This window comes from Enterobacter sp. 3U4, from assembly GCF_057224565.1.
Genome location: NZ_CP136665.1, coordinates 1,726,765 through 1,753,725, shown reverse-complemented (window position 1 = coordinate 1,753,725; position 26,961 = coordinate 1,726,765). Strand labels below are relative to the sequence as shown.

Here is a 26,961-nt window from a genome sequence, read left to right as displayed (position 1 = left end):
GATTAGTTATCTACCAATGGTAGTTTACACGTTTTCCGTGCCGCGCTGCACGCGTTGTTCAACCGGGCGGATCCGAAACCAGATCGCATACATCGCGGGCAGGAAGACGAGGGTAATGATCGTCCCGCCCAGCGTTCCGCCGATCAGCGTCCAGGCCAGCGTGCCCCAGAACACCGAATGCGTCAGGGGGATGAACGCCAGCACGGCGGCCATTGCGGTCAGTAAGACCGGTCGCGCTCGCTGGACCGTCGCCTCGACAACGGCCTGGAACGGATCGAGGCCGTCCTTCTGGTTATGATCGATTTGACCGATCAGAATCAGCGTATTGCGCATCAGAATGCCGGAGAGGGCAATCAGACCGACCAGCGCGTTGATGCCAAACGGCTGATTAAATATCAGCAGGGTCGGCACGACGCCAATCAGCCCCAGCGGCGCGGTTAAGAACACCATGACCATCGCGGAGAGTGAGCGCACCTGCAAAATGATGATCAGCAGCGTCAGGGCAATCATGATCGGGAACAGCGGTAACATGGCCTGCGTGGCTTTACCCGATTCCTCAATCGAACCCGCCATGTCGATACGGTACCCGGCCGGCAGCGCATCAACGATCGGCTGAAGCTGTTTCATGATGGCGACCGACACGTCCGGCGGCTGAAGGTTGTCGGCGATATCGCCCCGTACGGTAATCGTTGGGGTACGATCGCGACGACGCAGGATCGGATCTTCCATGCCGATCTCAATACTGCCGATTTGAGACAGCGGCACGCGCTGTCCGGCATTGCCGACCAGGGTAAAGCCTTCGATTTTTGCCGGGTCGAGGCGGATATCACCCGCCGCGCGGGCAACGACGTCTACCGATCGAATATCTTCCCGCACGGAGGTGACAGGCACGCCTGATAACAGGAACTGAAGCTGCTCGGCAACGGCGCTGGAGGTTAAGCCGGTCGCCTGCAGGCGGTTCTGATCGAGAGTGAAATGCAATACCGGAACGCGCGACCCCCAGTCGGTGTTGACGGTTCGCATCATCGGACTTGCCTGAAGCACGGCTTTCACCCGATCGGCGATGTCCTGTACCTGCTTGACGTCCGGCCCCGACACGCGCCAGGCAACCGGGAAGGGCGAGTAGGGGCCAAACACCAGCTGCGTCACCCGCACGCGGGCTTCTGGCGCAAGACCGCTGGAGACGGCCTCCCTGAGCCTGAACTTAAGCGCCTCGCGTGACGTCTCGCTGTCCGTCAGGATCACGATTTTCGCAAAAGAGGGGTCGGGCAGCTCGGGAGCCATTGCCAGATAGAAACGGGGCGAGCCCTGACCAATATAGGCCGTGACAATTTTGGCTTCCGGCTGCTGGCCCAGCCACGCTTCTATTTTTGCCGTTGCGGCGCTGGTTTGCGCAATCGAGGTACCGTAGGGCATCTGCACCTCAACCAGCACTTCCGGGCGATCGGAGGTCGGGAAGAATTGTTTTTTAACCAGCCCCATGCCGAGTACGGCCAGGATGAAAATGGCGACCACTGACCCGGCCACCCGCCATTTTCTGGCGATAACGCGGGCAAGCAGCTCTCGAAAACGGTTATAGTGAGGCGTGTTATAGATGGCGGCATGACCTCCTTCCACTTTGGGGATCGCCGGCAGGATCTTCACCCCAAGATAGGGCGTGAACACCACCGCGACAAACCATGAGGCAATCAGGGCGAGGCCGACAATCCAGAACATATTGCTGGTGTATTCCCCGGCGGTCGACTGCGCAAACCCGTTCGGCATAAAGCCAATGGCCGTCACCAGGGTACCGGCCAGCATCGGCGCGGCGGTGTGGCTCCAGGCGTAGGCCGAGGCTTTGATTCTGTCGTAACCTTCCTCCATCTTCACCACCATCATTTCGATGGCGATAATGGCATCGTCAACCAGCAGACCGAGGGCGAGGATCAGGGAGCCCAGCGTGACGCGGTCAAAGTTTATTCCTGCGGCTTCCATCACCACGAAAACGACCGCCAGCGTCAGCGGTACCGCCGCCGCAACCACCACCCCCACGCGCCAGCCCATGCTGACAAAACAGACCACCATGACCACAAGCAGGGCGACGAAGAATTTGATCATAAACTCATCGACCGAGGAGCGAATATTCACGGACTGGTCGGTGACTTTGGTCAGGGACATGCCAAGCGGCAGGCTATCATTGATTTTTGCCGTTTCCGCATCCAGCGCTTTACCCAGCGTCAGACCGTTCCAGCCTTCGCGCATCACGATGCCCAGCAGAAGGGCGGGTTCATGCTGATTACGTATCAGCATCGTCGGGGGATCTTCGTAGCCTCGCTCAACCGTTGCCACGTCGGACAGCTTGAGCGTTTTGCCCTGAGCCACAAAAGGCGTATCGCGGATTTTTTGCAGCTCATCGAACGCGCCGTCCAGGCGGATAAAAATCTGCGCGCCCCGGGTCTCAATGGCGCCCGCCGCGGCCAGGGCGTTCTGGCTGTTAAGAGCATTAAAAATATCCTGCGGTGAGAGGCCCATCGTCGCCAGACGGTCATGGGAGAAGGCGATATAAATCCGCTCGGCCTGTTCGCCGATAATGTTCACTTTTTTCACCCCGGGAACGTGCAGAAGCTGCTGTCTCAGGCCTTCAGCATCGCGTACCAGCTGCCGCTGCGGTTCGCCTTTCGCTTTCAGGGCAAAGAGGGCAAAGGTGACATCCGCGAATTCGTCATTGATCATCGGGCCGATGACGCCCGCCGGAAGACGCCGGGATTCATCCCCAAGCTTCTTACGCGCCTGATAGAACTCCTCCTGAACCTCAGAAGGCGGGGTTTTGTCCTGCAGCGACAAGGTGATATACGCCATGCCGGGACGGGTATAGGTTTCCGTACGGTCATACCACTTGAGCTCCTGCAGGCGCTTTTCCAGCGGTTCGGCTACCTGATCCTGGATCTCCCGCGCGGTCGCACCCGGCCAGACGACGATCGCCGTCATCTGCTTCACGGTGAAGGGCGGATCTTCCGCGCGTCCCAGTCCAAAAAAGGCGTAAATACCGGCAATCGTGACCAGAACGATCAGAAACAGCGTGACGGAACGCTCGCGGACGGCCAGCGCTGACAGGTTGAATCGACTTTGGCTCATGGCGCGTTCTCCGCCGGAGCGGCATGGCGCTGTTCTGCAAGCCTGACGACTTCACCTTCGTGCAGAAGATGGGCCCCTAACGCAACGATCGTCTCCCCGGGCTGCACGCCGCCCGTGACCTGGACCGCATCTTCGCCTACGCTCAGCACCTTAACTGGGGTCCATGCGACCTTTGCAGGCCTGGCGGAAATCCGCCAGACGCCAGGCCCTTTACCCGCATCGTAGAGTGAGGCCAGCGGGACCTGCATGACCTGACCTTCCGCTTTATTGTCCTGAATGTTCAGCGTGACGGTTGCCCCCAGCGGCGCGTTTGCCAGCGGGCCATTCAGCACGTAGCGTGCTTCATAAGTGCGGGTTGTGGCATCGGCAGAGTCAGACAGCAGGCGCAGCCTTGCGGTGACCGGGTGCTCTTCATTGCCATAAAGCGTGGCCTGTGCCTCGCTGCCGACGGCAGGGCGCAGCGTCTCCGGAAGCTGGACGAGCGCTTCGCGCTGTCCCGCTCTGGCGAGCCTGATTGCTACCTGTCCGGCGCTGACGACCTGACCCGGCTCGGCGAGCGTCTCCATCACCACGCCGTCTGAATCCGCCAGCAGCACGGCATAGCCCGTGGCGTTTTGCGCCACGCTGGCCTGCGCCCGGGCGGCGCTGAGATCCGCCCTGGCCGTATCGGCCGCCGCTTTGATCTGGTCATACTCCGCGGCTGACACGGCGCCGGACGCAACAAGACCGCGATAGCGCGCCTCATCGCTGGAGGCTTTTCGCGCGCGCGCCTGGGCCGCATCCACCGCGCGCTGCTGCGCCTGGGCCTGTAATTTCAGGTCAACCGGATCCAGGCGCAGCAAGGGCTGACCCTGTTTGACGGTCTGCCCGGTATCAACCAGTCGCTCAAGGATTTTTCCCTGAACCCTGAAACCCAAATCGCTTTGCGTTCTTGCGACGACAACACCCGTGAAGGCGCGGGCGGTATTGTTCGCAAGCTCGACGGATGCGGATCTGACAAGCGGTGGCTTTGTGCGCGGATCGTCACTCGCGGAAATATCGCCGCATGCCGCCAGGGCAAACGGCAGGAGACAAACGGCAACGCGGGCTGAAGTGAGCCTGAGCATGGGAAACCTTTTCAACGTAACAGGACGGTTTCCGCATTCTCTGACTAGTGACCAAAAATGTCAATGGTCACAAATTAGGGGGCCAGGCTTCTTAAAATGAGTGATGAGAGAAGCACCGCCGCGGTGGGGGCCATTTCAAGGTTGTACTGCAGCTGAACGGGATTAATGTAAGGACACATCACCATGTGGATAGCCTGAGTGACCTCATCCAGCGGCGTTTTTCTTTCAAACTCTCCAGCCTGCCTGCCTTCGATGATGATGCTCTCAATCAGCTTCATCAGGCTTTCTGCATACCGTTCTGTCGAGGGCCACTGCTCTCGTGTGGCGACGGCGGCAATGTCGTAGAGCTTGCGATCGTGGAAAAACAGCTCGCTTCCGGCCTCGGTAAGCGCTTTGAAGAGACGGCGGAGTTTTTCGCTTGCTGACGGCGCACCCTCGAGAGCGGAAAGCACTGCCGCCATGATCAGCTCCAGGCGGTTAGCGCAGATCACCTCGCCGATAGCCTGCTTGGAATCGAAGAATTTATAAATGTAGGACTTTGAAAAACCGATCGATTTCGCCAGCTCGGCGACGGTGGTTTTTTCATAGCCGTAGTGACCGAAGTGCTCAAAAGCGGCTTCGACGATTTGCTCTCTGACAGCGTGGTCAAGTGGACCACGTGCTGATGGGGGATTCATATTTTTAGTCATTATTTAAGCTTAGCGTGACAGGCTACGATTAACAACGAGTGACCATTTCGTAATTTGGTTACCGTCATTCATCATGAGCCTTTCAGACGGGACGATCAACCAGGTGGGGTAAGTGTATCACTGTTTTTCGTGCACTATGGCATCTATCTGTCGACGATAAGCGAGGGTTTCAGCGCAGTTTCCTTGCACTGAACATAACCGTTTGAGGAGGCCGCAGAACCGATGCGGCCTTATATTTCAGGCAGCCAGTTCAGGCATCTGTTCCTTTACGAAGTCCAATACCTTCCTCGCGTCCAGAGAGGCATAGGGAAGACTCTCAACGATGGCGATTGAACGCGTATTACCCACCGTTTCTTTTATCTCATCGAGTTTGTACTGAATGTGCGGCGCGATGAGAAACCCATCGAACGCGGGAGCGACGCTGGCGAAGTTATCCAGCCCTACAGCGCTAATCATCAGCGGATAGCCGTCGCGTTCTGCCAGAGACTGCATCTTTTTGGCGAGCGAGTTTGCGGTATTACCAAACAAACAACATATCAGAAGCTTTTTCATGTTTTGTTCCTCCTGAAAACCGCTCATAGGGTAGTCCTGAGGGTGGCACCGAAATGCGCGCTGTCTCTTATTTTGGCGACAAATTAATGTTCTTTTAGCCAGTCGAGAAAAAACTGGCTAAACGCCGTAACCTGAAGCGGCTGCAGTTTGCGCTGCGGATAAACAAACTGCAGCCCGACATCTTTGCGATCGTATCGGCTAAAGCCGGTGAAGCTGTCGGCAAACAGCACCGTGAGTCTTCCGGCCTCAACGTCGTCTTTGACGTCCCACCACGATTTTCCCGCGATGCCAGCCCCGCTGAGAGCCCACTGGCGAAGCAATGCACCGTCGTCGCACACCATGGCGGGCTCCACGCGCACAACGTTTTCCTCTCCCTCTTTTTCAAAACGCCATTCGTTCATCACCACGCCCTGAGACTCCAGCGCCAGGCACCGGTGTTGGGCTAAATCTGCAAACGTGGCGGGGATGCCGCGGTCGTTAAGATACGCCCTGGAGGCAACCAGCACCCGATGGTTCGGGCGGATGTTTCTGACGACAAGGCTGCTGTCCGGCAGGTTACCGAAACGCACGCTCATATCCAGCCGGTTAGCAACCAGATCCTCAACGTGTTCTTTTAGCGAGATGTAAAATTTTACGGCAGGATGGCGCCGGGAAAATTCAATGACGGCGGGGCTGAGATACTGTCTGCCAAAGTCTGAGGGCGCGGAAAGGCGAATGTTGCCGCTGAGCACACCCTCTTTTTGCGTCAGCAGCGACTCGGCGTGATGCATCTCTTCCAGCACGCGCAGCGCGGCGTGGTAAAACTCTTCGCCTGCACGAGTCAGGGTGAGAGATCGCGTTGAGCGATGAAACAGGCGCGTCTGGTAACGCTCCTCAATCGCCTTCAGCCTGGCCGTCATGGTGGCGGGGGAAAGCGACAGGCGTCGTCCAGCGGCGGAAAGACTTCCGGCCCCGGCAACTTCCACCAGTAAGGCCATGTCTTCGAGCTTACCCATTATTCATCTTTTCCGAAAAGTGCATCTGCTTTTAGCGTAATTATCAAAATCAGATGTCGCATGTAAAGTGATTTCATCCAAACCATGAGGGATGAAAATATGCAACGTACCTCTCTTTTTAAACGCTACAGGCTGGGTCAGCAAGAGCTGAAAAACCGTATCGTCATGGCGCCGATGACCCGCGCGCGCTCCCTTCAGCCGGGCAATATTCCCTCCGCGCTGATGGCGGAGTATTACCGGCAGCGGGCCACCGCCGGATTAATCATCACGGAAGCCACCCAGATTTCGCCTCAGGGCCAGGGATACTCATGGACGCCAGGCATTCATTCGCCGGAGCAGGTTTCGGGATGGCAGCTCACGACGGGCGCCGTGCATCAGGCGGGCGGGGTGATTTTTTCGCAGCTCTGGCACGTTGGGCGAATGTCGCACGCCAGCTTTCACCCGGACGGTCAGCCCGTCGCCCCGTCAGCGCTGGCGCCGGACGCGCAGGTGTGGGTAGTGAATGAACAAGGGGAAGGCCAGATGGTTGACTGTCCGCAGCCGAGAACCCTCTCGCGCAAGGGCATTCACTGCATTATCGCGGACTACCGTCAGGCGGCACTGAATGCCGTTCAGGCAGGGTTTGATGGCGTGGAGGTTCACGGCGGAAACGGCTATCTGATCGACCAGTTTCTGCGTCAGACATCCAACAAACGCACGGATGAGTACGGCGGCACGCTGGCGAACCGGATCCGCTTCGCCCAGGAGGTGTTAAGCGCCATTGCCGAGGCCATTGGCCGCGAGCGCACGGGCATCCGCCTTTCCCCGTTTATTACCCAGCGCGGGATGAACGACCCGCATGTATCTGAAGCCATACTCGAGCTTGCGGCCTGGTGTGAACAAAAGGGGATTGCGTTCATCCACCTGGCGGAGGCCGACTGGGACGACGCGCCGCAGATACCCGAGCGTTTCCGTCAATCCCTTCGCGAGACGTTCAGCGGAACCCTTATCGTCGCGGGTAACTATGACCTTAATAAAGCCGAAGAGATCCTTACGGCCGGCTATGCCGATTTGATTGCCTTCGGCCGACCGTTTATTGCCAACCCGGATTTGCCTCACCGACTGGCGCACCGGTTGCCGCTGGCACAGGTACGCGACCCCGCCACGCTGTTTGGCGGTACCGCAACGGGGTACACCGATTACCCAACGTACACCCTGCAGGAGGAAACATTATGACCCGTAAACCAGCGGGAACATCGCCCGGGGCGGTACGCTGACGTTCACCAGCGGGCTGACCGACACGAAAGCGTATGCGGGGATGGACGCCGCCGCGTGGGAAAAAATGCTCGCCGGCGCGGCGGAAACCCTACCAGCCAAAGCCTGGGGAAGGGCGGAGGACATCGCGCAAGGGTATCTTTTCGCCATCGACAATCCCTTTGTCACGGGCTCGGTCATTGATATTGAGGGTGGGGCGTTAATTAACTGACCCTCTCTGTTTAGAACCGCAGGAAATCGTCTGCGGGTAACGTAATACTCTGTTGAGGGACATCATGAAATATACGACGTGTTTTCGTCCAGCTATGGCGATGCTTATTCTTGCCGGTCTGTCCGGCACCGCATTTTCGGCGCAGCGGGAATGGCTTCAGCCGAAACAGCTTATTGTTAATAAGAGCTTGCCCCAGGCGCAATTAAGGGCGAATGAAGCCGTTGCCAGAGAATATGCAACGTTCTGGAATACGGGAGAAGAGCCCCTGGCGCGTGATGCGCTGGCGGTGAATTTCATCGATAAAACGCCCCCGGAAGGTCGTAAACAGGGGCCGGAAGGCGCTATTTTAGCTTCCCGGGCGTTTCGTGCCGCCGTGCCGGATTTACGCTGTGACGTTGAGCAGATGGTTATTTCAGGCGATCGCGTGGTTTCGCATTTGCATTTTTACGGCACATTCACCGGGACATTTGGCAAGCTGAAAGGAAAAGGGCAGAAAATAGATTTCATCGCTACGGATATTTATGAAGTCCGTGACGGTAAAATTGCGGCAAACTGGCATATTGAGGACAACCTGGCGCTGATGAAACAGCTGGGCGCGCTGTAAATTCATCACTCCGGGGCGGCCCGGAGTGATGCGAAAATCCTATAAGCCCAGATCGCTCAGCGAGGGGTGATCGTCCGGGCGTCTGCCCAGCGGCCAGTGGAACAGTCGCTCGGATTCTTTTATCGGCATATCGTTTACGCAGGCAAAGCGGCGCTTCATCAGCCCGTCCGGCTCAAACTCCCAGTTTTCATTGCCGTAGGAGCGGAACCAGTTGCCGGAATCATCATGCCATTCATAGGCATAGCGGACCGCGATGCGGTTATCCGTAAAGGCCCACAGCTCTTTAATCAGACGATAGTCCAGCTCTTTTTTCCATTTCCGCTCCAGAAACGCCCGGGCCTCATCACGGTTGGTGGCGAACTCCGCGCGATTGCGCCATTGGGTATCCAGCGTATAGGCCAGCGCGACTTTCGCCGGGTCGCGACTGTTCCAGCCATCTTCTGCCAGCCTGACTTTTTCGATGGCGCTTTCACGAGTGAAGGGCGGTAAAGGAGGACGTGTGTTCATTGCGATTACCTCAGCGTTATATTAGGTAGACAGATCTGTCTACTTGCGGTAATCTATGCCCGTAGAATAACGCTGTCAACATTCTTTTTGAGGCTACCCAAAAGTGAAAACTGAACCGGCAGGCAACGATACAAAAATCAGCGTCAGAGATAAGATATTACTCACGGCGCACGATCTGTTTTATTCCACAGGCTTCAGGGCGACGGGGGTGGATACGCTGATTAAAGAGGCGAAAGTGACGAAGGTAACGTTTTATCGCCATTTTCCGAGCAAAAGTTTACTTATTCTCGCCTATTTGAACTATCGGCATGAAATATGGATTAGCTGGTTTGAATCCACGCTGCGCCGACATCTCGATGAAGGCGAAATACCTGCCGATGCGATTTCTGCAACGCTCTGTGAATGGTTTATTTCGTCCGAGTTCCACGGCTGTGCGTTTATTAATGCCAGCGCCGAAGCCAAATCCGAAGAGATTGAAAGCGAAATAAAAGCGATATGCCGCGATCATAAAATCGAAACAAAGAATATTATTGCGTCGCTGACGAAGATGGGTGATAAGCGCGTCGTCGATGAAATCATGCTGCTTATTGACGGCGCAATTATTCATGCGCAAATGGGCATGGAGACGGATGAGGTCATCACGTCGCTGAAGAGGGCGCTGGCAGACCTAATCGGGGGCTAGCGAGGATCCCCCTTAGTCCTCCAGACGATGGCTGACTGGTGCATTCAGCATTTCCGAATAACAGTCAGCTGGAGTGCGCCGAGGATGAACAATCCTCGGCCTCAGCATGTGCCGCTATACAATGCTGTAAACCCCCGCTCCCCAGTACCCGGTATCTGGACGAATCTGTTCTTTCCAGCCTGATGCGATCAGTTCTTTTGCAATAAACCGGTTGATGACCCCGTGCCCCATGAGAAAGACGGGTCCGTCGGAGCCACTTGCCGCCGACATGAGGATCTCAGCCGCCTTAGCGGCACGTTTTTTTACGGCGCTTACGCGCTCTGACTCGCCAGACAGGCCGCAGAGCCAAAAAATGCGAAACAGCGCCGCCCAGTAAAATGGCGATAGCCGTAACCCCGGAATACGAAATACCGGCAGCTCTGCCTCCCGAAAAACCTCATCAATTAACCTTGGTTCACACCCCAGCGTTTTCAACGATGAAAGGGCACGCGGGAGAGGGCTGCTGAGAAACGTCAGCGCGCGGTACGCGAGGATTTGAGCCATCTCCGAAGGTCTGTCGCTGCCCGTTGAAGAGCGGTTATAGCTGTCGATCCATTCCGCCATTTCCCTGTACGACACCTTTCCCGCGCCCCTGAATTCGGGTTCGCCGTGGCGCATCAAAATAATTTCCATATGTCTTCATCGCTCACCATCGATTCACCAGAGGCAGACTAGCGCGTTCTCACACTGATTTTCACCCACCCGTTTTAGTGTGTCTGAACCTGGATCGTACGTAGCAGACTTATCAGTCTGTAAAATATGTTCATGCGCGCGTATTCTGTGGGAAAGCGCTAAGCATAACCATTTAGGGTCAAGGAAACGGAAATGAGAACACAGAAGCGATGCCTCGGCTGCGTGGCTATTGTGGTTGATGACTACGATCGCGCCATTGAATACTACACCGACAAGCTGGGGTTTACCCTCGTAGAGGATACGCCCCAACCGGGGAAACGCTGGGTAGTCGTCTCACCCAATCCGCAAAGCGACTGCAATATCCTGCTGGCTCGTGCTTCTAACGAGAGGCAGGAAGGTTTTATCGGTAATCAATGCGGTGGCCGAGTATTCCTGTTCCTTCAGACGGATGACTTTTGGCGCGATTACCATGCCATGAAGGCAAAAGGCGTTCATTTCTGCGAAGAACCTCGTGAGGAAGAGTACGGTACGGTAGTGGTGTTTGAAGATATTTACGGCAACCGCTGGGATCTTTATCAGAATGCGCAACCGTGAATACCACCGCAAACGATGTGTCATTCGCCTTTTGTCTTGCACGCTTCCCAGCAGAGCATACTCAGAATTATGGGGATGTCTCTTTAGGCCATGTGCTCTCGTCCCGCTGTGCCAGCGACAGCGCGCTGGCGCTGGCGGGATCGAACAGCGAGATGCTCTCAATTTGATTGAGTAAAATCACCTTGCGGAAAGACATGGCGCTGCGGGGTTCCGAGTCGAGCGTAATGTCATGCTCCGCATACCACCGGCTGTAATTATTCTCGATGCGCAGGTTCATGGTCTTCGCGTCCCGGTACCCGCTTAACATCGGGATCAGCACGATATTGGCCGTTTTTTCATATTCCAGCGTCGCGGTGTGGATCATGCCGACGTAAATCCGTCTCGATCGGAGCGTGACCTGCGCCAGTTCGCCTTGTTCCATACACTGGTACAGCAGTTGTTCAATCCCGCTCGCCTGCGCTAGCCGTTTGTAGAGCTTTTTCCGGCTCTCGCCGTCGAGCCTGGCGCTGCCTGCCCAGTTAGAGCGGTAGAGACAAAACAGGATGGCGAACGCCAGCATTACCACCACCGGCGCCTGAATGCCTAAAAAACTCCAGTTCATAAAGTCGATTTGCCAGTCGGTGTATTTCGGTGAGGCAAAGTGAAAAGCGTTGTTGGCGGCGGAAAGGGCAAGCAGCAGCAGCCAGAGCAGTCCCGTCGCAATCACCCCCTGCAGAACGAAAATACAGCCGTAAAGCGCAACGAGAAAATAGACGTCCCAGCCGAAGGAACGCTTAATTTTAAAGCGGGTCGACAGGTCGCGGCTGGTGTACCAGTACCCGCAGACCATCAGCACCATAAATATCGCCGTTCCCATATCAGGCCCTCTTCAGCGCGTTAACGTGACGCAGAAAGTCCTGCCGCACCTCGTTGCTCTTGTAGTTCACCGAGGCGTTCCCGTCCTGGTCGATGATGATGCGATCGCCATCTTCGACGGCTTCAATAATTTCCTGCTGGCTCATCACCTGCAATAAGGATTCCGGGCTGGAGAAAAGGGAGAGGAAGAAACGTTTCATGTCAGACATCCTTATGAATAAAAAGGATAAGCCTGGAAGATGACGGCTGAATTTGCCTTAAGGATAACCTGAAAGTGAACGCCGGGTGGCGGCTACGCCATACCCGGCCTACAAAACCGTCAAATGATTGAGTTATCAAGTTGTTGATATCTATAAGTAATAAAAAATAAATCCGCACAAACTTGGACAAATAACGTTAATTGTGTAAGTTTTAAGTATGCGATTACGCCACGTTGTTTACAGCCAGGATGTGACCCATGAGCACTTTGCCCTCTGTCGTGAGTCGGTTTGTTGAGTACTACGCCGCACTGGATAGCCAGCCGCCGTCCGCGCTGGCGGGGCTTTATCATTCGAATGCCACGCTTATCGATCCGTTTGGCCAGCATGACGGGCTTTTCGCGCTTCAGCGCTATTTCACACATCTGCTGGCCAACGTCGAGAACTGCCGTTTTTCTATCGATCCGCCGCTGTGCAGTGGGAACCGTTTTGTTGTCACCTGGGTGATGCACTGGTCGCATCCGCGCATTGCCGGAGGCGAACCGCTCGACCTGCCCGGATGTTCCGTGGTGGAGACGGACAACGATCTCATCACGCGCCAGCGCGACTACTACGATGCGGGAGAGATGATCTACGAACACCTTCCTCTGCTGGGTTGGGCGGTTCGCGGCGTGAAGCGGAGGGTCAAATCATGAAGACGGTGTTGATTACTGGCGCAAGCTCGGGGATTGGCGCCGGGCTGGCGAAATCTTTTTCCGCTGATGGCTACCATGTGATTGCCTGCGGGCGCGATCCGGCGCGTCTGGAAGCGCTGCATCAGAGCTGTCCCAATCTCACCGTGCGCCTGTTCGATATGACGGACAGGGACGCCTGTCGCCAGGCGCTGACCGGTAGCTACGCCGATCTGATTATTCTCTGCGCGGGCACCTGCGAATACCTCGACCTGGGCGTGGTGGATGCGGCGCTGGTGGAGCGGGTGATGGCAACCAATTTCCTCGGCCCGGTGAACTGCCTTGAGGCGCTGCAGCCGCAGCTGGTTCGAGGCAACCGCGTGGTGCTGGTGAGCTCGATGGCCCACTGGCTGCCTTTTCCCCGCGCGGAGGCCTACGGCGCATCCAAAGCGGCGCTGAGCTGGTTTGCCGACAGCCTGCGCCTGGACTGGGAACCAAAAGGGATTACCGTTACGGTTGTCTCTCCGGGCTTTGTTGATACGCCCCTGACGCAAAAAAACGATTTTGCCATGCCGGGCAGGGTGACCGTCGACGAGGCCGTCAAGGCGATCCGGATCGGGCTGGCGGCTGGGAAAATGCATATTGCGTTTCCGTCCGGGTTTGGCTTTATTTTGCGGCTGCTCTCCGGGCTGCCGGCGTTTCTTCAGCGCGCGCTGCTGCGCAGGATGGTGCGTTCATGAACATTGCGATTATCGGCAGCGGCATCGCCGGGCTGACCTGCGCCTGGCGCCTGGCCGGACACCATCAGGTGACCCTGTTTGAAGCGGGATCCACGCCGGGCGGCCATACCGCAACGGTTGACGTGACGACGCCACAGGGTACATACGCGATCGATACCGGTTTTATCGTCTACAACGATCGCACCTATCCGCGCCTTATGGGCCTGCTCAGCGAGCTGGGCATCAGCGGGCAAAAAACGCAGATGAGCTTTTCGGTGCACGACCCCGCGACGGGGTTTGAGTACAACGGCCACACGCTGACGTCGCTGTTTGCCCAGCGTCGAAACCTGGTGAATCCGGCATTCTGGCGGCTGCTGGGCGAGATCGTTCGCTTTAACCGCCTGGCGAAAGCGGCGCTGGACGGTGAGGTGGATCCGAACGCCACGCTGCAGACGTTTCTGGACCAGCACGGCTTCACGCCGTTTTTTGCGCGCCACTACATTCTGCCGATGGGGGCCGCCATCTGGTCCTCATCGCTGCAGGAGATGACGCGCTTCCCGCTGTCGCTTTTTTTGCGCTTCTTTCATCATCATGGCCTGCTGGATATCACCCAGCGCCCGCAGTGGTACGTGGTGCCGGGCGGCTCGCGGGAGTATATCCGCGCCATGCTGGATAAGCTGGGCGACCGTCTGTCGCTGCATCTCAATTCGCCGGTGCAGCGGGTGAGCCGCCACGAGCGCGGGGTCACCCTCCAGCTCGAAAACGGCAGCCATACCTTCGATCGGGTGATATTTGCCTGCCACTCCGCTCAGGCGCTGGCCATGCTTGACGACCCGACCACCGCAGAACGCGAGGTGCTGGGCGATATTGGCTGGCAGCGCAACGAGGTTGTGCTGCACAGCGACCCGCGCTGGCTGCCGGTGCGGCCGCGCGCGTGGGCGAGCTGGAACTACCGCCTGAGCGCTCATGCGCAGGCCAGCGCCTGCGTGACCTACAGCATGAACATTCTGCAGGGGCTGCCTGCGGGCAGTCCGCTTTTCTGCGTCACCCTGAACCCTGACGCGCCGGTAGATGAACGCTTCGTTCTGCAACGCTTCCTTTATGAACATCCGCTGTTTAACCCGCAAAGCTGGCGGGCGCAGGCGCGGCGCGGCGAGATCAACGGTCATAACCGGAGCTGGTACTGCGGGGCCTACTGGTACAACGGTTTTCATGAGGATGGCGTGCGCAGCGCGCTGGACGTGGTCAACGCGATAGCGGCCGGAGAGGGGAACTGAGATGAACAGCTGCCTCTACCACGGCGTATTACGCCACCGCCGCTTCCAGCCGAAAACCCACGAATTCAGCTACAGCGTCTTTATGGCCTGGCTGGATCTCGATGAACTGCCGCTGCTGCCGTCCGTCGGCGTGCGGCGCAATCGCTTTGCCGCCTCCTCGTTCCACGACGCGGACTATCCGCTCGGCACGCCGCTCAAAGAGAACGTGCTGAGCAGGCTGGAGAGCCTGACCGGAGAACGTCCAAACGGGCGGGTCATGCTACTGACGCAGCTGCGCTATTTCGGCTTTCATTTCAATCCGGTCAACTTTTACTACTGCTATGACGAGAAGGGGACGCTGCGCTGGGTGCTGGCGGAGGTTCGCAACACGCCGTGGAATGAACGTCATTACTATGCCGTCAACGGACAGGAGGCTCAGCCCACGGAAAAAGCGTTTCACGTTTCCCCCTTCAATCCGATGGACATGATCTACCACTGGCGCTTTAACGAGCCGGATAACACGCTGCATATGCACATTGAAAATCACCAGGAATCGAAGGTCTTTGACGCCACGCTGGCGCTGCGCCGGGAACCTTTGACGCGCCCGGCGCTTCGTGCGCTTTTGGTGCGCATCCCGCTCATGACCCTGAAAACCGTTTTTGCCATTTACTGGCAGGCGCTGCGCCTGTGGCTCAAGCGCGTGCCGCTGCATAACCACCCCGTCAGCAGGAGTGAACGCTCATGACCGATCCCGTCTTTGCGTTAGAACCCGATATCCCGCGCAACGTGCGCATTGCGCGCTGGCTGCTTTTTCGTCTATTAAGCGGTATCCGCGGCGGCTCTCTTACCCTGCGTGAAGGGGCGCAGACCTTTCATTTTGGTGAGTCATCCTCCGCGCTGCATGCCGACGTACAGATCCTTACGCCCGGCGTCTACTGGCGCGTCTTAACGGGCGGGAGCCTTGCCGCGGCAGAAGCCTGGATGGACGGCGAATGGGAAACCGCGCACCTTACGCCGCTTCTGGAACTTCTGGCGCTCAACGGCGAAGTGCTCGGCCGTCTGGAAAACGGGTTCCGCCTGTTCGGCAGACCGCTGGAGCGGCTACGCCACTGGACGCGGCGTAACTCGCGCGCGCAGGCGCGTGAAAATATTGCCGCCCATTACGATCTGGGCAACACCTTCTATTCCCATTTTCTGGACAAGGAGCTGCTCTATTCCAGCGCCTTGTTTACGGAGGACGAGCAGGATCTCACGGCGGCTCAGCAGGCTAAAATGGCGCGTCTGTGCGAACAGCTGGCGCTGAGTCCGGGCGATCATCTGCTGGAAATCGGTACCGGCTGGGGCGCGATGGCGGAATACGCGGCCCGTCATTATGGCTGTCGGGTAACCACCACCACGCTGTCGCAGGAGCAATACGTCTGGGCGACCGAGCGGATCGCCCGCGCCGGGCTGCAGGAGCGTGTCGAGGTGCTGCTCTGCGACTATCGCGACCTCACCGGGCAGTACGACAAGCTGGTCTCGATTGAGATGATCGAAGCCGTCGGGCAGCGCTATCTGCCCACGTTCTTCCGCACCTGCCAGGCGCGGCTGCGCCCGGGAGGACGCATGGCGATTCAGGCCATCACTATTCAGGACCAGCGCTATCGCGACTACAGCAAAAGCGTTGATTTTATCCAGCGCTACATCTTCCCCGGCGGCTTCCTGCCGAGCATTACCGCGATGAACGATCTGATGACGCGCCACACCGATTTCGTGGTGCGCAATCTGTTCGACATGGGGCCGGACTACGCCCGCACGCTGGCGCACTGGCGGCAGCGCTTTGTCCACGCCTGGCAGGAGATTGAAAAGCTCGGCTTCGATGAGCGTTTCCGCCGCATGTGGCTGTACTACTTTGGCTACTGCGAAGCCGGGTTTAACGCCCGCACCATCAGCGTGGTGCAGCTGACCGCCGAGCGCGTATGAAACGATATCTTCAGGTCTTTCTGCTGGCCGTCGCGTTCGATCTTTACTGGACGCTGGTGGTGCTCTTTCGCGAAAAGGGCCTGATTATCTGGCTCGCGCTGGCGATCCTGGCGTGCCTGCTCTTGCCGTCTGTATACCGTTTTTACGCCATCGGGCTGGCCGCGGCGGGCAGTTTGCTCGATACGCTCTGGGCGCTGACGGGACTGATAGCCTTCACGGGCGAGTCTCTGATGCCGCTATGGATGGTGGCATTGTGGCTGATGTTCGCCACCGTCTGGACGCAGCTGACGCGCACCACCACGTTGCCCGGCTGGCTGCTGACCCTGCTGGCCGCCGTGGGAGGCCCGGTGGCATACCTGATTGGCGAGCGGCTGGATGCCATCACATTTCTGGAGCCGACCTTTATCGTCGTCAGCTGGATGGCGCCGGGCTGGCTGGTGCTGATGCTGTTTTTCCACCTGCTGATGGGGAGACAAAAATGAGAGCTGTGATTTTGCTGCTTTGCCTGATCGCCATGCCCGCGGCACAGGCCGCCGACTGGCTGGCGTGGCGGAAGGTGGGCGATGCCACGCTCACCTGGGGACCGTTCACCGTCTATACCTCCCAGCTGCGCACTCCGGACGGGCGTTACGGTCGGGAGAATCAGGATCAGGCGCTGATAATTACCTATGCGCGCGACATCGATCGCGATGAACTGGTTGAGGCGACCCGCGACCAGTGGCAGGCGCAGGGGATCCTGGCGCAGGAACCGCAAAGTGAAGCCTGGCTGCGGATGCTCCGGACGCTGTGGCCGGATGTCCGACCGGGCTCGCAGCTGGCGTTTGTCCTTGATGACCAGCAGGGGCAGTTCTGGTACCGCGATCCGACCCTTCAGAAAACCTTTATTCCCCTGGGACCACGCCAGTCAGAAGCGTTCAGTACCCGCTTTCTGGCCATCTGGCTGGCTCCCCGTACGCAATATCCTGAGCTGCGTCAGCAGTTAATCGGAGGCCAAAAATGAAACGTTTCCTGATGATGGTGCTGGCATTGACGATGCTGCTGGCGGGCTGTAGCACGGAGGTGACCGAGTACCGCCAGCAGCAGCCGCGGCTTGATATCTTCCATTTCTTCCAGGGCAAAACCGAAGCGTGGGGGATGGTGCAGGATCGCAGCGGCAAGCAGATCCGACGTTTCCACGTTGAGATTGCCGGAGACGTTATCGGCGATACGCTGACGCTCAACGAACATTTTGTTTACGATGACGGTGAGAAGCAGCAGCGGGTCTGGCATATCCGGCGCCTGGGGAACGATCGCTACGAGGGCACTGCGGGGGATATCGAAGGGGTAGCGACGGGGCAGGCCGCAGGCAACGCGTTCAACTGGCATTACAGCATGAACGTGAAGGCCAACGGTAGCACCTGGCTACTGAACTTTGACGACTGGATGTACCTGCAGGATGAAACGCACCTGTTTAATAAAACCGAGATGAAAAAGCTGGGCGTAACCGTTGCCACGGTGACGTTGTTTTTCACCAAGGGATAAGGGATCCCCACTCAATTTGTAACCAGAAGCGATTCGGATTTTTTAAATGACATGATTATTTTGCAGCGATGACCTGGTCCGGCTGTAAATCGCTGAGGCGTTTCCTGCAGGCCGGGGCGAGGCGCAGGGATGCGCCGAGAGGGCGGGCTTTACAGGGATGTTACCTCCGCCCGTCCCCGATAAGCCGGAAGGAATAAGCCGAAGGGACCGCGAAGCGGCGATTTACCGCCGGGAGCCCGGGTCGCCAGGGTGGTGGCGATTGAGCCACCCTGGCACGTTCACAGGTCATGTCGTTACAGAGTAGCAAGGAACATAAAGTGAACGGAATGACCACTACAACCGTATGTTCCCCCTCACCCTAACCCTCTCCCCAAAGGGGCGAGGGAACTGTTTCGTGTCTACGCTGTGTCCGCAAGGTGTGATGTCATGCCCCGGCAGAACGGGTTTTACTACCCGAGTAAATAAAGACAAGCGCAATCCCCAGGCAGACTACCGCCCCCAGACGGCTGGGCGAAAAGGGAATGGCGGCATTACCCAACCAGCCAAAGTTGTCAATCAACATGCTCATGGCGAGCTGGCCAAAGATCACCGCCACCGTGGCGACGGCGGTGCCGATGCGCTGCACCGCCACGACCATAATCACAATATAAGGCACGCCAAACATTGCCCCGAGAAGCTGCCATTTCGGCACGTCCAGCAGCGTGACCGCCTGCTTAGGCTCAAAGAAGAAAATCAGCAGGGCGGTCACCAGCGCGCCGACGGAGAAGGTCAGAAACGCGCTTTTGAATACCCCCACGCTGCTGCCGAGCTGGCCGTTAATGGCGGCCTGAATGCTCAGCGTCGCGCCGCCGCAGACGGCCAGAAGAATCATAATCAGTGTCATACGTTACCCCTGCGCGACCAGAACCAATGCCGCAATAATGAACCCCAGTGCAATAATGCGCTTCGCGTTTATCTTCCTGTGCGGCGAACCCAGCAGACCGTAATGGTCAATGATCAGGCTTTTAAAGACCTGGCCGGCCAGAATGCCAATCATGGTCATGGCGATGCCGATGGCGGGTGTCGCCACGGTCAGGATGACCACGTACACCGGACCGAGCACGCCGCCGAGCAGCTGCCAGCCGGGCTGTGCGAAAAACGAGGGGCTGTTGCGCGGGCTGAAAAACAGCATCAGCAGAAACGTCAGCGCGGCGCCAACGCCAAAAATGCTGAACGTCGCCCATAAATCCCCGACCTTTCCCCCCAGCGGTCCCAGCAGTCCCGCTTCGACGGAGAGGCCCATCCCGCCGGCAATCACCAGTAAAATCAAAACAAACTGCATTTTCTTCCTCCGTTTTCAGGCGGAGAAGATTACGTGGGTTGTTCAATGAGAAAAATGCCATAATGCTGTAAACACCTTTGCGAGAAATGCATTAATGGTTGACGCCAGCAACATCAACATCCGCGCGCTGCTGATCTTTATCGACGTGTATGAAGTGCAGAACTTCTCCGTCGTGGCGCGGCGGCAGGGGATATCGGCCTCGCAGATATCGCGCGTGATCCACCAGCTTGAGGATGCGCTCGGGCAGCAGCTTTTCTATCGCAATACGCGGGCCGTCATTCCCACGGAAAGCGGTCATCTGTTTATTCGCTACGCCCGGTCAATGGCGGAAAACCTGGAAGAGGCGCGACGGGAGCTGGACGCGCGTGCGGTGGAGCCTTCCGGCGCGATCCGCATTAACGGACCGGTGTTTTTCGGCCAGAAGCACATAGCCCCAGGTCTTCCCGGCCTGTCGGAACGCTATCCCCGCCTGAACGTAGAGCTGATGCTGACCGATGATTTTATTGACCCCCACCGTGATGCGGCGGACCTTATCTTCCGCATTGGCGTACTGACGGACTCCTCGTTTCGGGCGCGCGTGTTCGGGCAGCAGGTGTATCATCTGGCCGCGTCGCCACACTACGTGCGTAAACACGGTGCACCTGAAGGACCGGACGATCTGAACCGTCATCACTGTCTTGTCTATCGCGGATCGTCAGGGCCAAACCGCTGGCTCTTTCGCAGGAAGGGCGAGGCGTGGATACACTATCCCGTGACGCCATTGATGGCCTCCAATAATGCGGAGGCGTTACTGGCCGCGGCGCTGGGCGGGATGGGGATTGTGCTGTTCCCGGACTGGCTGGTGAGCGAGCCGCTTCAGCGCGGCGAGCTGATTTCGCTCCTGCCCGCGCTGGAGTGTGCCATCAATACGGAACAGCAGGCGATCGCGGCGATCTACCCTGATGCCCGACATCCTCCCCTGAACGTCAGGGCGGTGATTGATTATTACGTCGAGCGTTTTGGTACGCCGCCGTACTGGCAAACCGGGCGCGACTGACCGCCGGGATTGCGTGACAGGTCCGGCATCCAGTAGTGTTAAGGGATATCAACAGAGGATGATTCGGCCATGCACCTTGATTTTCGCCAACTTCGCAACTTTGTCGCGCTGGTTGAATACGGCAGTTTTAACCGGGCGGCGGAGGCGGTTTGCCTTTCGCAGTCCGCATTTAGCCGAAGCATTCAGGCGCTGGAGCAGAGCGTAGGGCATCCTTTATTCGATCGCCAGAGCAAGCTTCCCACTCTCACGCTGCACGGACAAACGCTGCTTCCTTATGCCCGCCGCTTTCAGGCCCTGAACGTTGAGCTCAGCAGCCAGATGCGCGAGGCGGAGGAGGCGCTCACCGGGGAGGTGATGTTCGGCTGCGGCCCGGCACCGTCGGCGCGGCTGATCCCCGCCGCGGTGGGGGCATTCCACCGCAGCATGCCCCAGGCGAAGGTAAGGTTTCAGGTTGATAACTGGTTTGCCCTCCATCAGGCGCTGACCTCTCGCCACTATCCGTTCGTCGTCGCCGACAGCTGGCAGGCCGAACTCGATCCCCAGCTTCGCGTTCAGCCGCTGAGCCCGCAGCGCTGCTTCTTTATCTGCCACGTCGATCACCCGCTGGCGAACGAGGGGCCCGTTTCCGTCCAGACCATGCTCCGCTATCCGTTTGCTGCACCCTATTTGCCGCCCGGCGTGCGCAAAGTGCTGGCAACCCTGAGCGAGCAGCAGGATTTTTCGCCGGCAATCCAGTGTGACCACATTTATGCACTGCTTTCTACGCTGGCCCATACGCACGCCGTCAGCTTCGCCAGCGAGGACGGATTTGCGCTGTGCCAGCAGAGCCATAGCCTGGTAAAGCTGGAGCTCAGCGATCTGCCGGAAGAGTGGCGCCTGATGCAGACCCGGTTTGGGATTATCTCTCCGGTTCATGCGACTCAGACGCCGCTGGTCGAGAAGATGATCGAGATTATTCTCCACGTTGACCGCCAGCACGCTCTTCAGCTGCTGGAGCAGGAGGAGGTTTAGCGCGGCTGACCTTCGGCATCGTACTGCGGCCAGCGGGTTTCCAGCTTCAGTGTGGTGATCGCCTGTTCGACGAATTTTCCCTCGGCCCACTGTCGGGCATCAAAGGCGCTGCGGATCAGGCGAGACGCCTGTGCCTGTTCAACACTCTGGCTGAAACTGTCCGTCAGGAACGGGTCGATGCGCGGTGAGGTGGTAAAGTTAAGGTCATCGGGGCGGAGTTCTTCCAGGAAGAGCGCCTGGGGGATCTGGCTTTGCTGCGCCATTTCAGCGGACCAGGCGTTGCGGCTGGACGGCTCGCTTATCTCAGCAGCATTTTTCACCAGAACGTCGACGATCTGTTGGGTAGCCTGCGGCCACGCGTCGATAAAGTGTTGCGTACCGAGCAGCGCAGCCTGCGTCGTATTCTGGCGGCCAGAGTCGCCGCTTCTGGCCACCACGTCTATTTTCTCGCCGCGTAAGGCAAGAAGCGATACGCCGCCCCAGACGGCATCCACGCGGCCAGCGGCCAGCGCCGCCTTACCGGCATTCCAGTCGAGATTAATCACCTGCAGGCTGCGTTCCGTAAGCCCCGCCGTGCGCAAGGCGCGGTCAAACGCCAGCTGATCCGCCGTGCCGCGATAGACCGCGACCCGTTTCCCTTTCAGGTCTGCCAGAGAGCGAATGCCCGAAGCTCGGGTAACCGCCAGGTAGGATTCGGACCCGCGGCTGCCGAGCAGCAGGCGCGTCGGAAGACCGTTTGCCTTTCCGATAATAGCCGCAAGATCGCCAAGCCAGGCAAAATCAAGCTGCTGGTTAGCCAGCGCCTCATTCACCGCCGGTCCCGCGCCCTTGAAAAACTGCCATTCAACGCTAACGCCCTGGGGTTTAAACACGTCCTCCAGCTGATGGCGGATATACGCCATGCCGAGCGGGCCTCCGATAAAGGGTTTGCTGCCTGCGCTCTGGTCCGGTACGCCGATACGTATGGTGCGCAGCGGGTCGGCGCTGGCATTCGCCGTCAGCATCATCACGGCTGCCAGCGCCAGCAGGGTGCGGTTGATAAAAGCTTTCATCATAACGAGTGACTCCTGTTGTTTTTTTTCACCCTAAAGATCTCGTCGCCCGGCTGTTAAATGCTTTTAGTAGAAAAGAACAGGTGAAAAAAAGCTAAATCAGCGTCCGTGCACCCGGCAGGTTCACATGCATTTGTTGCATCGGGATTATTCGCGTAACGCAATGACGACGGGCCGTAAGAGGGGATTTGATAGCGGCATGGCTCGTTAATCAGTGAACCGCTATGTCGCAAATGATTTTAAAAACCGCACCTTCCGGCAGGCCGAGGATCCAGCTTAACGGCTGGCCGTGGCTCATGCCGGCGTTACTTCTGCTGCTGTGGTACGTCGCCGCGTATGCGCGGTGGATGCCTGAACAAATTCTGCCCGCCCCCGGCGCGGTGGCCGACACGGCGCTATCGCTTCTGCGCGCCGATCTGCTGGGGCAGTGGGCCTTCAGCCTGCAGCATCTGGCGCTCGGCCTGCTGCTGGGGGCGATCATCGGTACCGTGCTGGGCGCGCTGTTTGGTCTGGTGCCAGGGGCGGCCCGCCGCGTGGAGCCGCTCTTTTACGCGCTGGCGCAGATCCCGACGCTGGGCTGGATCCCTCTGTTTATGGTGCTCTTCGGGATTGATAACGGCCTGAAGCTGGCGGTCATCATCAAAAGCACGATTGTGCCACTGACCCTCAACACGCAGCAGGCGGTAGCGAGCGTGCCAGAGGCGCTGAGCGAGGCGGGAAAAGTCATGCACTTTTCCCGCTGGCAGCGCCTGCGCTGGCTGGTGATCCCGGCAAGCCTGCCGGGCTGGTTTACCGGCCTCAGGCTGGCGCTTTCGCAGGCATGGGTATCGCTGATTGTGGTTGAACTGCTGGCTTCCTCGGAGGGCATTGGCTACCTGATGGTCTGGGGACGTCAGCTGTTCCAGCTGGATATTGTCTTTGTGACCATTATCGCCGTCGGCATTAGCGGCATGGTAATGGATTGGGCGGCCAGCCGTGTCGGTTCGCGACTGGTGTTCTGGCCCCAGGCTGCCGTCGGGCGGCTGGCCTGGAAGCCGCAGGCCAGCTGGCAGGCGCTTCAACTGCCTGCCGCGCTGCTGGTGCTCTGGCAGGCCGCCAGCCAGCGGGGCTGGATTGATGCCGCGCTGTTTTCATCCCCGCAGGCGGTTGTCGCGCGCTTTGTGCAGGGCGCGACGAGCGGTGAGCTGGCATCAGCCATGCTGGCGAGCCTGGAGCGCACCCTTGTTGGCGGTGCCGTGGGGATAGCCGCGGGATTTTTATGCGGCCTGCTGCTGGCCCTGCGCCCGCGCGCCGGCGAGATCGTCACCCCGACGCTAAACGTCCTGCGCCATATTGCCCTGTTCGCCTGGCTGCCGCTTCTGACCGCTTGGGTCGGTAATGATAACGGCGGAAAAATGGTGTTTATTGCCCTGGCTTCATTTTTCCCGATGTTCTTCAACACCCTGCAGGCCGTTCTGCAGCGCAATCCGCATCTGGACGAGGTGGCCCGGGTGCTGCGCTTAAGCGGGCTGACGCGTCTGCGCACGTTGATCCTTCCCGGCGCAGCGCCCGGTATCTTTGCCGGTCTACGGCTGGCGCTGATTTACGCCTGGCTTGGCAATATTGGTGCGGAATATTTCATGTCCTCCGGGACCGGGATTGGCAGCCTGATGATTAATGCCCAGCAGCTGCTGGACATGCCCACCATCCTCTGCGGCATGGTGCTCGTCGGTATTACCGGCGCAGCGCTGGATAAAGCCGGACGTTTACTGGAAATCCGCGTCACCCGCTGGCGCATACAGGAGCCATCATGAGCAACACGCCTTTGGTCTCGTTTCAGCAGGTGCGCAAATCCTGGCAGCAGGTAACCGCCGTGCTGAACTTTAGTCTTGATATCGCCGCCGGCGAGCTGGTAGCGCTGGTGGGAAGCAGCGGCTGCGGAAAGTCGACTCTGCTGCGGATGCTGGTTGGCCTTGAAGCCACGACTCAAGGTGAAATCCGCGTTAACGGCGAGCGGGTGTGCGGCGTGGGCAAGGCGCGCGGCATGGTCTTTCAGGAGCCTCGCCTGTTCCCCTGGCTGCGCGTCATTGACAACGTCATGCTGGGTCTGGCGGATGAAAAACTCAGCCGGGCAGCCAGGCGCCAGCGCGCAGAGGAGATGCTGGCGCGCGTGCAGCTTGCCGAATTTGCCAACGCACTCCCCGCGCAGCTCTCCGGCGGCATGGCCCAGCGCGTGGCCATTGCGCGAGGCCTGGTGGCGCGCCCGCAGATACTGATGCTGGACGAGCCTTTTGGCGCGCTGGATGCGCTGACGCGCCACACCCTGCAACAGGAGCTGCTGCACCTCCACCAGAGTGAAGGCACCACCACGCTGCTGGTCACTCACGACGTTGAGGAGGCGGTAGCGCTGGCGGACAGGATCGTGGTGCTTTCCCCGCGTCCCGGACGCATACGCGACGTGATTAGCCTGGCGCTGCCTCATCCTCGCCAGCGTGACGATGTCGCCTTCACGGCTGCCTGTCGCCAGATACGAAACCTGATTACCTCATCCTGACTATTCAATTTCAATTAAGGAGTAATAACATGGGACATCCTTCCGTCTTCCCCACCGGCGCAACGCTGTACGATCCGGCACGTGCCTGGAGCGGCTATACGCTTTTTCAGGCCACTGAACACGGTGCCGTACTGGTGGACATGAACGGCACGGTAGTGCGGGAATGGCCGGAGCTGCACGGTTTTCCGAACAAGATCTTGCCCGGTGGGGCTATCCTCGGGCACAGCGGCGAACGCGACCCGCGCTACGGAATGCAGGACATGCTTGACCTGATTCAGGTGGACTGGGAGGGGAATGTCACCTGGAAATTTGACCGCTACGAAAAGATCGCCGATCCGGGCCATGAGCCGCGCTGGATGGCGAGGGCGCATCATGACTATCAGCGCGCGGGCAATCCGGTTGGCTATTATGCGCCGGGGCTGGAGCCGCAGGTCGACGGGGGCAATACGCTGATCCTCGCCCATACCAATCTGGTCAACGAGGCAATTTCAGACAAGGTCCTGCTGGATGACGCCATCATCGAAGTCGACTGGGAGGGGAACGTGGTGTGGGAGTGGCGCTGCAGCGACCATTTTCAAGAACTAGGCTTCGACGACGCGGCGAAAACCGCGCTTTACAATAACCCGAACATGCGCGCCAGCGGCGGCGGAATGGGCGACTGGATGCATATCAACTCGATGTCGGCGCTCGGGCCGAACCGATGGTATGACGCAGGAGATGAACGCTTCCATCCCGACAACATTATCTGGGATGCGCGCGAATCCAACATCATCGCCATTATTGATAAGCGTAGCGGACGCATCGTCTGGCAGCTTGGGCCCGATTACAGCAAGCCGGAGCTTAAACACATCGGCTGGATTATCGGCCAGCATCACGCCCATATGATCCCCCACGGCCTGCCCGGGGCGGGTAATATCCTGATCTTTGACAACGGCGGCTGGGCCGGATACGGCGCGCCAAACCCGGCCTCGGCGGACGGCGTGAAAAACGCCTGGCGAGATTATTCGCGGATCCTGGAAATCAACCCGGTCACGCTGGACATCGAGTGGCGCTACTCGCCGTACGAGGCAAACTTGCCCCAACCGACCGATTCCTACCGATTCTACAGCCCTTACATCAGCAATATGCAGCGCCTGGAGAACGGCAATACCTTGATTAACGAAGGATCAAACGGACGGATCTTCGAGGTGACGCGCGATCATGAAATCGTCTGGGAGTATATCTCTCCCTGGTGGGGAAAAACGCTGAATAACAATATGGTGTACCGCGCCTACCGCATTCCCTACGCCTGGATCCCGCAGCTGAGCTCGCCACAGGAGACGCCGATTGAGCCGGTGGACGTGCGAACGCTGCGGCAGCCGGGTGCGGCGGCGGGCCCGGCGCAAAGCGTGGTTCGGGTTGCCGGGGTGCAGCCCTACAGTAAAGGTGCCGATGCGCTGTGCGTCGCGACGGATAACGATACGCTTCTCCGCAGTCCGAAACTGTTCCGCGTGGCGGAGAGCCGGTTCAGGCCGATTCAGAATGAAAGCGAGCTGGAACAGAAGGGGACGGTGCTGCTGTTTGTTGGCGCAGAACGCTGCGTATATTGCCGAAAACTCTGGCATATCCTGGCTCAGGAGGCGGTCATCCCGCTGACCGACCGGCTTGATACGCGCTATCTTGATGCCGACCTGAACCCGGCGCTGGCCGCCCGCCTTGGCGTGCGCGGCCTGCCTGCGCTGCTGGCGCTCAGGGGAGGGAATGAGATATCGCGGACACCAGCACATCTGACTTCAGAAAGCGTGCACGGCTGGTTGAGAGATCTTTCTGCATGACGGCTCTCCGGGCGAGGCCGTTAACGCCTCACC

Annotated in this window: 30 protein-coding genes; 18 read left to right on the top strand and 12 right to left on the bottom strand. The window is 58.6% G+C overall.

Annotation, left to right across the window (positions count from 1 at the left end; genetic code table 11):
* Positions 1 to 24 precede the first annotated feature (24 nt).
* From RVY89_RS08210 to RVY89_RS08190, 5 genes are all read right to left on the bottom strand, one after another.
* Entirely contained in the window at positions 25 to 3,114 is a 3,090-nt protein-coding gene (locus RVY89_RS08210; RefSeq protein WP_484827483.1) for an efflux RND transporter permease subunit, read from the bottom strand.
* Positions 3,111 to 4,220 (bottom strand): efflux RND transporter periplasmic adaptor subunit, encoded by a 1,110-nt coding sequence (locus tag RVY89_RS08205; RefSeq protein WP_484827482.1) that lies wholly within the window; start codon positions 4,218 to 4,220, stop codon positions 3,111 to 3,113. Before RVY89_RS08205 ends, RVY89_RS08210 begins: the two co-directional genes overlap by 4 nt.
* A gap of 74 nt (positions 4,221 to 4,294) precedes the next feature.
* Positions 4,295 to 4,909, bottom strand: a complete 615-nt coding sequence (locus RVY89_RS08200; protein ID WP_484827481.1) for a TetR/AcrR family transcriptional regulator — start codon at positions 4,907 to 4,909, stop codon at positions 4,295 to 4,297.
* A 237-nt stretch (positions 4,910 to 5,146) separates the two neighbouring features.
* Entirely contained in the window at positions 5,147 to 5,461 is a 315-nt protein-coding gene (locus tag RVY89_RS08195) for a PTS sugar transporter subunit IIB (protein WP_371897503.1), read from the bottom strand.
* An 83-nt stretch (positions 5,462 to 5,544) separates the two neighbouring features.
* Positions 5,545 to 6,456, bottom strand: coding sequence for a LysR family transcriptional regulator (locus tag RVY89_RS08190; protein ID WP_484827480.1), 912 nt, complete (start codon positions 6,454 to 6,456; stop codon positions 5,545 to 5,547).
* Positions 6,457 to 6,555: 99 nt separating this feature from the next.
* Here RVY89_RS08190 and RVY89_RS08185 point away from each other — a divergent pair, with 99 nt between their 5' ends.
* The 3 genes from RVY89_RS08185 to RVY89_RS08175 all read left to right on the top strand — a co-directional run bounded on the left by RVY89_RS08185 (position 6,556) and on the right by RVY89_RS08175 (position 8,525).
* The gene (locus RVY89_RS08185) at positions 6,556 to 7,671 is read left to right on the top strand and encodes an alkene reductase (RefSeq protein ID WP_484827479.1); all 1,116 of its coding nucleotides are present in this window, start codon (positions 6,556 to 6,558) and stop codon (positions 7,669 to 7,671) included.
* A gap of 82 nt (positions 7,672 to 7,753) precedes the next feature.
* Positions 7,754 to 7,921 carry a hypothetical protein gene (locus tag RVY89_RS08180; protein WP_484827478.1) on the top strand — a complete coding sequence of 56 codons (168 nt, stop codon included), beginning with the start codon at positions 7,754 to 7,756 and terminating at the stop codon, positions 7,919 to 7,921.
* Positions 7,922 to 7,985: 64 nt separating this feature from the next.
* Positions 7,986 to 8,525, top strand: coding sequence for an ester cyclase (locus tag RVY89_RS08175; RefSeq protein WP_484827477.1), 540 nt, complete (start codon positions 7,986 to 7,988; stop codon positions 8,523 to 8,525).
* 39 nt (positions 8,526 to 8,564) lie between these two features.
* On the opposite strand, the gene RVY89_RS08170 is transcribed toward RVY89_RS08175, so the two are convergent.
* The gene (locus RVY89_RS08170; protein WP_484827476.1) at positions 8,565 to 9,032 is read right to left on the bottom strand and encodes a nuclear transport factor 2 family protein; all 468 of its coding nucleotides are present in this window, start codon (positions 9,030 to 9,032) and stop codon (positions 8,565 to 8,567) included.
* Between the two features lie 103 nt (positions 9,033 to 9,135).
* On the opposite strand from RVY89_RS08170, the gene RVY89_RS08165 reads away from it, so the two are divergent.
* Complete coding sequence (locus RVY89_RS08165) at positions 9,136 to 9,714, top strand: TetR/AcrR family transcriptional regulator (protein ID WP_484827475.1); 579 nt, start codon at positions 9,136 to 9,138, stop codon at positions 9,712 to 9,714.
* Between the two features lie 114 nt (positions 9,715 to 9,828).
* Here the strand turns inward: RVY89_RS08165 and RVY89_RS08160 are convergent, their stop codons facing one another.
* Positions 9,829 to 10,386, bottom strand: coding sequence for a histidine phosphatase family protein (locus RVY89_RS08160; protein WP_484827474.1), 558 nt, complete (start codon positions 10,384 to 10,386; stop codon positions 9,829 to 9,831).
* Between the two features lie 192 nt (positions 10,387 to 10,578).
* Here RVY89_RS08160 and RVY89_RS08155 point away from each other — a divergent pair, with 192 nt between their 5' ends.
* Entirely contained in the window at positions 10,579 to 10,980 is a 402-nt protein-coding gene (locus tag RVY89_RS08155) for a VOC family protein (protein ID WP_484827473.1), read from the top strand.
* A gap of 67 nt (positions 10,981 to 11,047) precedes the next feature.
* Here the strand turns inward: RVY89_RS08155 and RVY89_RS08150 are convergent, their stop codons facing one another.
* Together RVY89_RS08150 and RVY89_RS08145 are read right to left on the bottom strand one after the other, a co-directional pair.
* A complete protein-coding gene (locus RVY89_RS08150) occupies positions 11,048 to 11,836 on the bottom strand; it encodes a hypothetical protein (RefSeq protein WP_484827472.1) in 789 nt (262 codons plus the stop codon).
* Between the two features lies 1 nt (position 11,837).
* Complete coding sequence (locus tag RVY89_RS08145) at positions 11,838 to 12,035, bottom strand: hypothetical protein (RefSeq protein ID WP_008502331.1); 198 nt, start codon at positions 12,033 to 12,035, stop codon at positions 11,838 to 11,840.
* A gap of 257 nt (positions 12,036 to 12,292) precedes the next feature.
* Here RVY89_RS08145 and RVY89_RS08140 point away from each other — a divergent pair, with 257 nt between their 5' ends.
* From RVY89_RS08140 to RVY89_RS08105, 8 genes are read left to right on the top strand one after another with little or no spacing between them, the layout of a single operon-like run.
* Positions 12,293 to 12,727, top strand: coding sequence for a nuclear transport factor 2 family protein (locus tag RVY89_RS08140; RefSeq protein WP_484827471.1), 435 nt, complete (start codon positions 12,293 to 12,295; stop codon positions 12,725 to 12,727).
* On the top strand, positions 12,724 to 13,443 hold the full coding sequence (locus RVY89_RS08135) for an SDR family NAD(P)-dependent oxidoreductase (protein ID WP_484827470.1): 720 nt from the start codon (positions 12,724 to 12,726) through the stop codon (positions 13,441 to 13,443). Before RVY89_RS08140 ends, RVY89_RS08135 begins: the two co-directional genes overlap by 4 nt.
* On the top strand, positions 13,440 to 14,699 hold the full coding sequence (locus RVY89_RS08130) for an NAD(P)/FAD-dependent oxidoreductase (protein ID WP_484827469.1): 1,260 nt from the start codon (positions 13,440 to 13,442) through the stop codon (positions 14,697 to 14,699). The genes RVY89_RS08135 and RVY89_RS08130 overlap by 4 nt, the downstream gene beginning before the upstream one ends.
* 1 nt (position 14,700) lies before the next feature.
* A complete protein-coding gene (locus RVY89_RS08125; RefSeq protein WP_484827468.1) occupies positions 14,701 to 15,423 on the top strand; it encodes a DUF1365 domain-containing protein in 723 nt (240 codons plus the stop codon).
* Complete coding sequence (locus RVY89_RS08120; RefSeq protein WP_484827467.1) at positions 15,420 to 16,640, top strand: class I SAM-dependent methyltransferase; 1,221 nt, start codon at positions 15,420 to 15,422, stop codon at positions 16,638 to 16,640. Before RVY89_RS08125 ends, RVY89_RS08120 begins: the two co-directional genes overlap by 4 nt.
* Positions 16,637 to 17,122 (top strand): DUF2878 domain-containing protein, encoded by a 486-nt coding sequence (locus RVY89_RS08115; protein WP_111966720.1) that lies wholly within the window; start codon positions 16,637 to 16,639, stop codon positions 17,120 to 17,122. Before RVY89_RS08120 ends, RVY89_RS08115 begins: the two co-directional genes overlap by 4 nt.
* On the top strand, positions 17,119 to 17,640 hold the full coding sequence (locus tag RVY89_RS08110) for a chalcone isomerase family protein (RefSeq protein WP_484827466.1): 522 nt from the start codon (positions 17,119 to 17,121) through the stop codon (positions 17,638 to 17,640). The genes RVY89_RS08115 and RVY89_RS08110 overlap by 4 nt, the downstream gene beginning before the upstream one ends.
* Entirely contained in the window at positions 17,637 to 18,161 is a 525-nt protein-coding gene (locus RVY89_RS08105) for a DUF3833 domain-containing protein (RefSeq protein ID WP_407821299.1), read from the top strand. The genes RVY89_RS08110 and RVY89_RS08105 overlap by 4 nt, the downstream gene beginning before the upstream one ends.
* 424 nt (positions 18,162 to 18,585) lie before the next feature.
* Here RVY89_RS08105 and RVY89_RS08100 read toward each other — a convergent pair whose 3' ends face one another.
* Positions 18,586 to 19,044: a DMT family transporter gene (locus RVY89_RS08100; protein ID WP_484827465.1), complete on the bottom strand. Its 459-nt coding sequence runs from the start codon at positions 19,042 to 19,044 to the stop codon at positions 18,586 to 18,588.
* A gap of 3 nt (positions 19,045 to 19,047) precedes the next feature.
* Positions 19,048 to 19,482: a DMT family transporter gene (locus RVY89_RS08095; RefSeq protein ID WP_127730743.1), complete on the bottom strand. Its 435-nt coding sequence runs from the start codon at positions 19,480 to 19,482 to the stop codon at positions 19,048 to 19,050.
* A gap of 94 nt (positions 19,483 to 19,576) precedes the next feature.
* Between RVY89_RS08095 and RVY89_RS08090 the strand changes: the two genes are divergently transcribed.
* Both RVY89_RS08090 and RVY89_RS08085 read left to right on the top strand, forming a co-directional pair.
* Positions 19,577 to 20,518 carry a LysR family transcriptional regulator gene (locus RVY89_RS08090; protein ID WP_484827464.1) on the top strand — a complete coding sequence of 314 codons (942 nt, stop codon included), beginning with the start codon at positions 19,577 to 19,579 and terminating at the stop codon, positions 20,516 to 20,518.
* Positions 20,519 to 20,587: 69 nt separating this feature from the next.
* A complete protein-coding gene (locus tag RVY89_RS08085; RefSeq protein ID WP_484827463.1) occupies positions 20,588 to 21,529 on the top strand; it encodes a LysR family transcriptional regulator in 942 nt (313 codons plus the stop codon).
* On the opposite strand, the gene RVY89_RS08080 is transcribed toward RVY89_RS08085, so the two are convergent.
* Positions 21,526 to 22,584: an ABC transporter substrate-binding protein gene (locus RVY89_RS08080; RefSeq protein ID WP_484827462.1), complete on the bottom strand. Its 1,059-nt coding sequence runs from the start codon at positions 22,582 to 22,584 to the stop codon at positions 21,526 to 21,528. The two genes, RVY89_RS08085 and RVY89_RS08080, sit on opposite strands and share 4 nt — an antisense overlap.
* Positions 22,585 to 22,805: 221 nt before the next feature.
* Between RVY89_RS08080 and RVY89_RS08075 the strand changes: the two genes are divergently transcribed.
* The 3 genes from RVY89_RS08075 to RVY89_RS08065 are packed head-to-tail and all read left to right on the top strand — an operon-like array spanning position 22,806 to position 26,928.
* Positions 22,806 to 24,374 (top strand): ABC transporter permease, encoded by a 1,569-nt coding sequence (locus RVY89_RS08075; protein WP_484827461.1) that lies wholly within the window; start codon positions 22,806 to 22,808, stop codon positions 24,372 to 24,374.
* A complete protein-coding gene (locus RVY89_RS08070) occupies positions 24,371 to 25,114 on the top strand; it encodes an ABC transporter ATP-binding protein (protein ID WP_484827460.1) in 744 nt (247 codons plus the stop codon). The genes RVY89_RS08075 and RVY89_RS08070 overlap by 4 nt, the downstream gene beginning before the upstream one ends.
* 29 nt (positions 25,115 to 25,143) lie before the next feature.
* On the top strand, positions 25,144 to 26,928 hold the full coding sequence (locus tag RVY89_RS08065; RefSeq protein WP_484827459.1) for an aryl-sulfate sulfotransferase: 1,785 nt from the start codon (positions 25,144 to 25,146) through the stop codon (positions 26,926 to 26,928).
* The last annotated feature ends 33 nt before the right edge of the window (positions 26,929 to 26,961 follow it).

Excerpts from the sequence above, each read along its gene's own strand:
- RVY89_RS08210 (WP_484827483.1), bottom strand. The coding sequence starts at position 3,114 with ATGAGCCAAAGTCGATTCAACCTGTCAGCGCTGGCCGTCCGCGAGCGT.
- RVY89_RS08205 (WP_484827482.1), bottom strand. The coding sequence starts at position 4,220 with ATGCTCAGGCTCACTTCAGCCCGCGTTGCCGTTTGTCTCCTGCCGTTT.
- RVY89_RS08200 (WP_484827481.1), bottom strand. The coding sequence starts at position 4,909 with ATGACTAAAAATATGAATCCCCCATCAGCACGTGGTCCACTTGACCAC.
- RVY89_RS08195 (WP_371897503.1), bottom strand. The coding sequence starts at position 5,461 with ATGAAAAAGCTTCTGATATGTTGTTTGTTTGGTAATACCGCAAACTCG.
- RVY89_RS08190 (WP_484827480.1), bottom strand. The coding sequence starts at position 6,456 with ATGGGTAAGCTCGAAGACATGGCCTTACTGGTGGAAGTTGCCGGGGCC.
- RVY89_RS08185 (WP_484827479.1), top strand. The coding sequence starts at position 6,556 with ATGCAACGTACCTCTCTTTTTAAACGCTACAGGCTGGGTCAGCAAGAG.
- RVY89_RS08180 (WP_484827478.1), top strand. The coding sequence starts at position 7,754 with ATGGACGCCGCCGCGTGGGAAAAAATGCTCGCCGGCGCGGCGGAAACC.
- RVY89_RS08175 (WP_484827477.1), top strand. The coding sequence starts at position 7,986 with ATGAAATATACGACGTGTTTTCGTCCAGCTATGGCGATGCTTATTCTT.
- RVY89_RS08170 (WP_484827476.1), bottom strand. The coding sequence starts at position 9,032 with ATGAACACACGTCCTCCTTTACCGCCCTTCACTCGTGAAAGCGCCATC.
- RVY89_RS08160 (WP_484827474.1), bottom strand. The coding sequence starts at position 10,386 with ATGGAAATTATTTTGATGCGCCACGGCGAACCCGAATTCAGGGGCGCG.
- RVY89_RS08155 (WP_484827473.1), top strand. The coding sequence starts at position 10,579 with ATGAGAACACAGAAGCGATGCCTCGGCTGCGTGGCTATTGTGGTTGAT.
- RVY89_RS08150 (WP_484827472.1), bottom strand. The coding sequence starts at position 11,836 with ATGGGAACGGCGATATTTATGGTGCTGATGGTCTGCGGGTACTGGTAC.
- RVY89_RS08145 (WP_008502331.1), bottom strand. The coding sequence starts at position 12,035 with ATGAAACGTTTCTTCCTCTCCCTTTTCTCCAGCCCGGAATCCTTATTG.
- RVY89_RS08140 (WP_484827471.1), top strand. The coding sequence starts at position 12,293 with ATGAGCACTTTGCCCTCTGTCGTGAGTCGGTTTGTTGAGTACTACGCC.
- RVY89_RS08135 (WP_484827470.1), top strand. The coding sequence starts at position 12,724 with ATGAAGACGGTGTTGATTACTGGCGCAAGCTCGGGGATTGGCGCCGGG.
- RVY89_RS08130 (WP_484827469.1), top strand. The coding sequence starts at position 13,440 with ATGAACATTGCGATTATCGGCAGCGGCATCGCCGGGCTGACCTGCGCC.
- RVY89_RS08125 (WP_484827468.1), top strand. The coding sequence starts at position 14,701 with ATGAACAGCTGCCTCTACCACGGCGTATTACGCCACCGCCGCTTCCAG.
- RVY89_RS08120 (WP_484827467.1), top strand. The coding sequence starts at position 15,420 with ATGACCGATCCCGTCTTTGCGTTAGAACCCGATATCCCGCGCAACGTG.
- RVY89_RS08115 (WP_111966720.1), top strand. The coding sequence starts at position 16,637 with ATGAAACGATATCTTCAGGTCTTTCTGCTGGCCGTCGCGTTCGATCTT.
- RVY89_RS08110 (WP_484827466.1), top strand. The coding sequence starts at position 17,119 with ATGAGAGCTGTGATTTTGCTGCTTTGCCTGATCGCCATGCCCGCGGCA.
- RVY89_RS08105 (WP_407821299.1), top strand. The coding sequence starts at position 17,637 with ATGAAACGTTTCCTGATGATGGTGCTGGCATTGACGATGCTGCTGGCG.
- RVY89_RS08100 (WP_484827465.1), bottom strand. The coding sequence starts at position 19,044 with ATGACACTGATTATGATTCTTCTGGCCGTCTGCGGCGGCGCGACGCTG.
- RVY89_RS08095 (WP_127730743.1), bottom strand. The coding sequence starts at position 19,482 with ATGCAGTTTGTTTTGATTTTACTGGTGATTGCCGGCGGGATGGGCCTC.
- RVY89_RS08090 (WP_484827464.1), top strand. The coding sequence starts at position 19,577 with ATGGTTGACGCCAGCAACATCAACATCCGCGCGCTGCTGATCTTTATC.
- RVY89_RS08085 (WP_484827463.1), top strand. The coding sequence starts at position 20,588 with ATGCACCTTGATTTTCGCCAACTTCGCAACTTTGTCGCGCTGGTTGAA.
- RVY89_RS08080 (WP_484827462.1), bottom strand. The coding sequence starts at position 22,584 with ATGATGAAAGCTTTTATCAACCGCACCCTGCTGGCGCTGGCAGCCGTG.
- RVY89_RS08075 (WP_484827461.1), top strand. The coding sequence starts at position 22,806 with ATGTCGCAAATGATTTTAAAAACCGCACCTTCCGGCAGGCCGAGGATC.
- RVY89_RS08070 (WP_484827460.1), top strand. The coding sequence starts at position 24,371 with ATGAGCAACACGCCTTTGGTCTCGTTTCAGCAGGTGCGCAAATCCTGG.
- RVY89_RS08065 (WP_484827459.1), top strand. The coding sequence starts at position 25,144 with ATGGGACATCCTTCCGTCTTCCCCACCGGCGCAACGCTGTACGATCCG.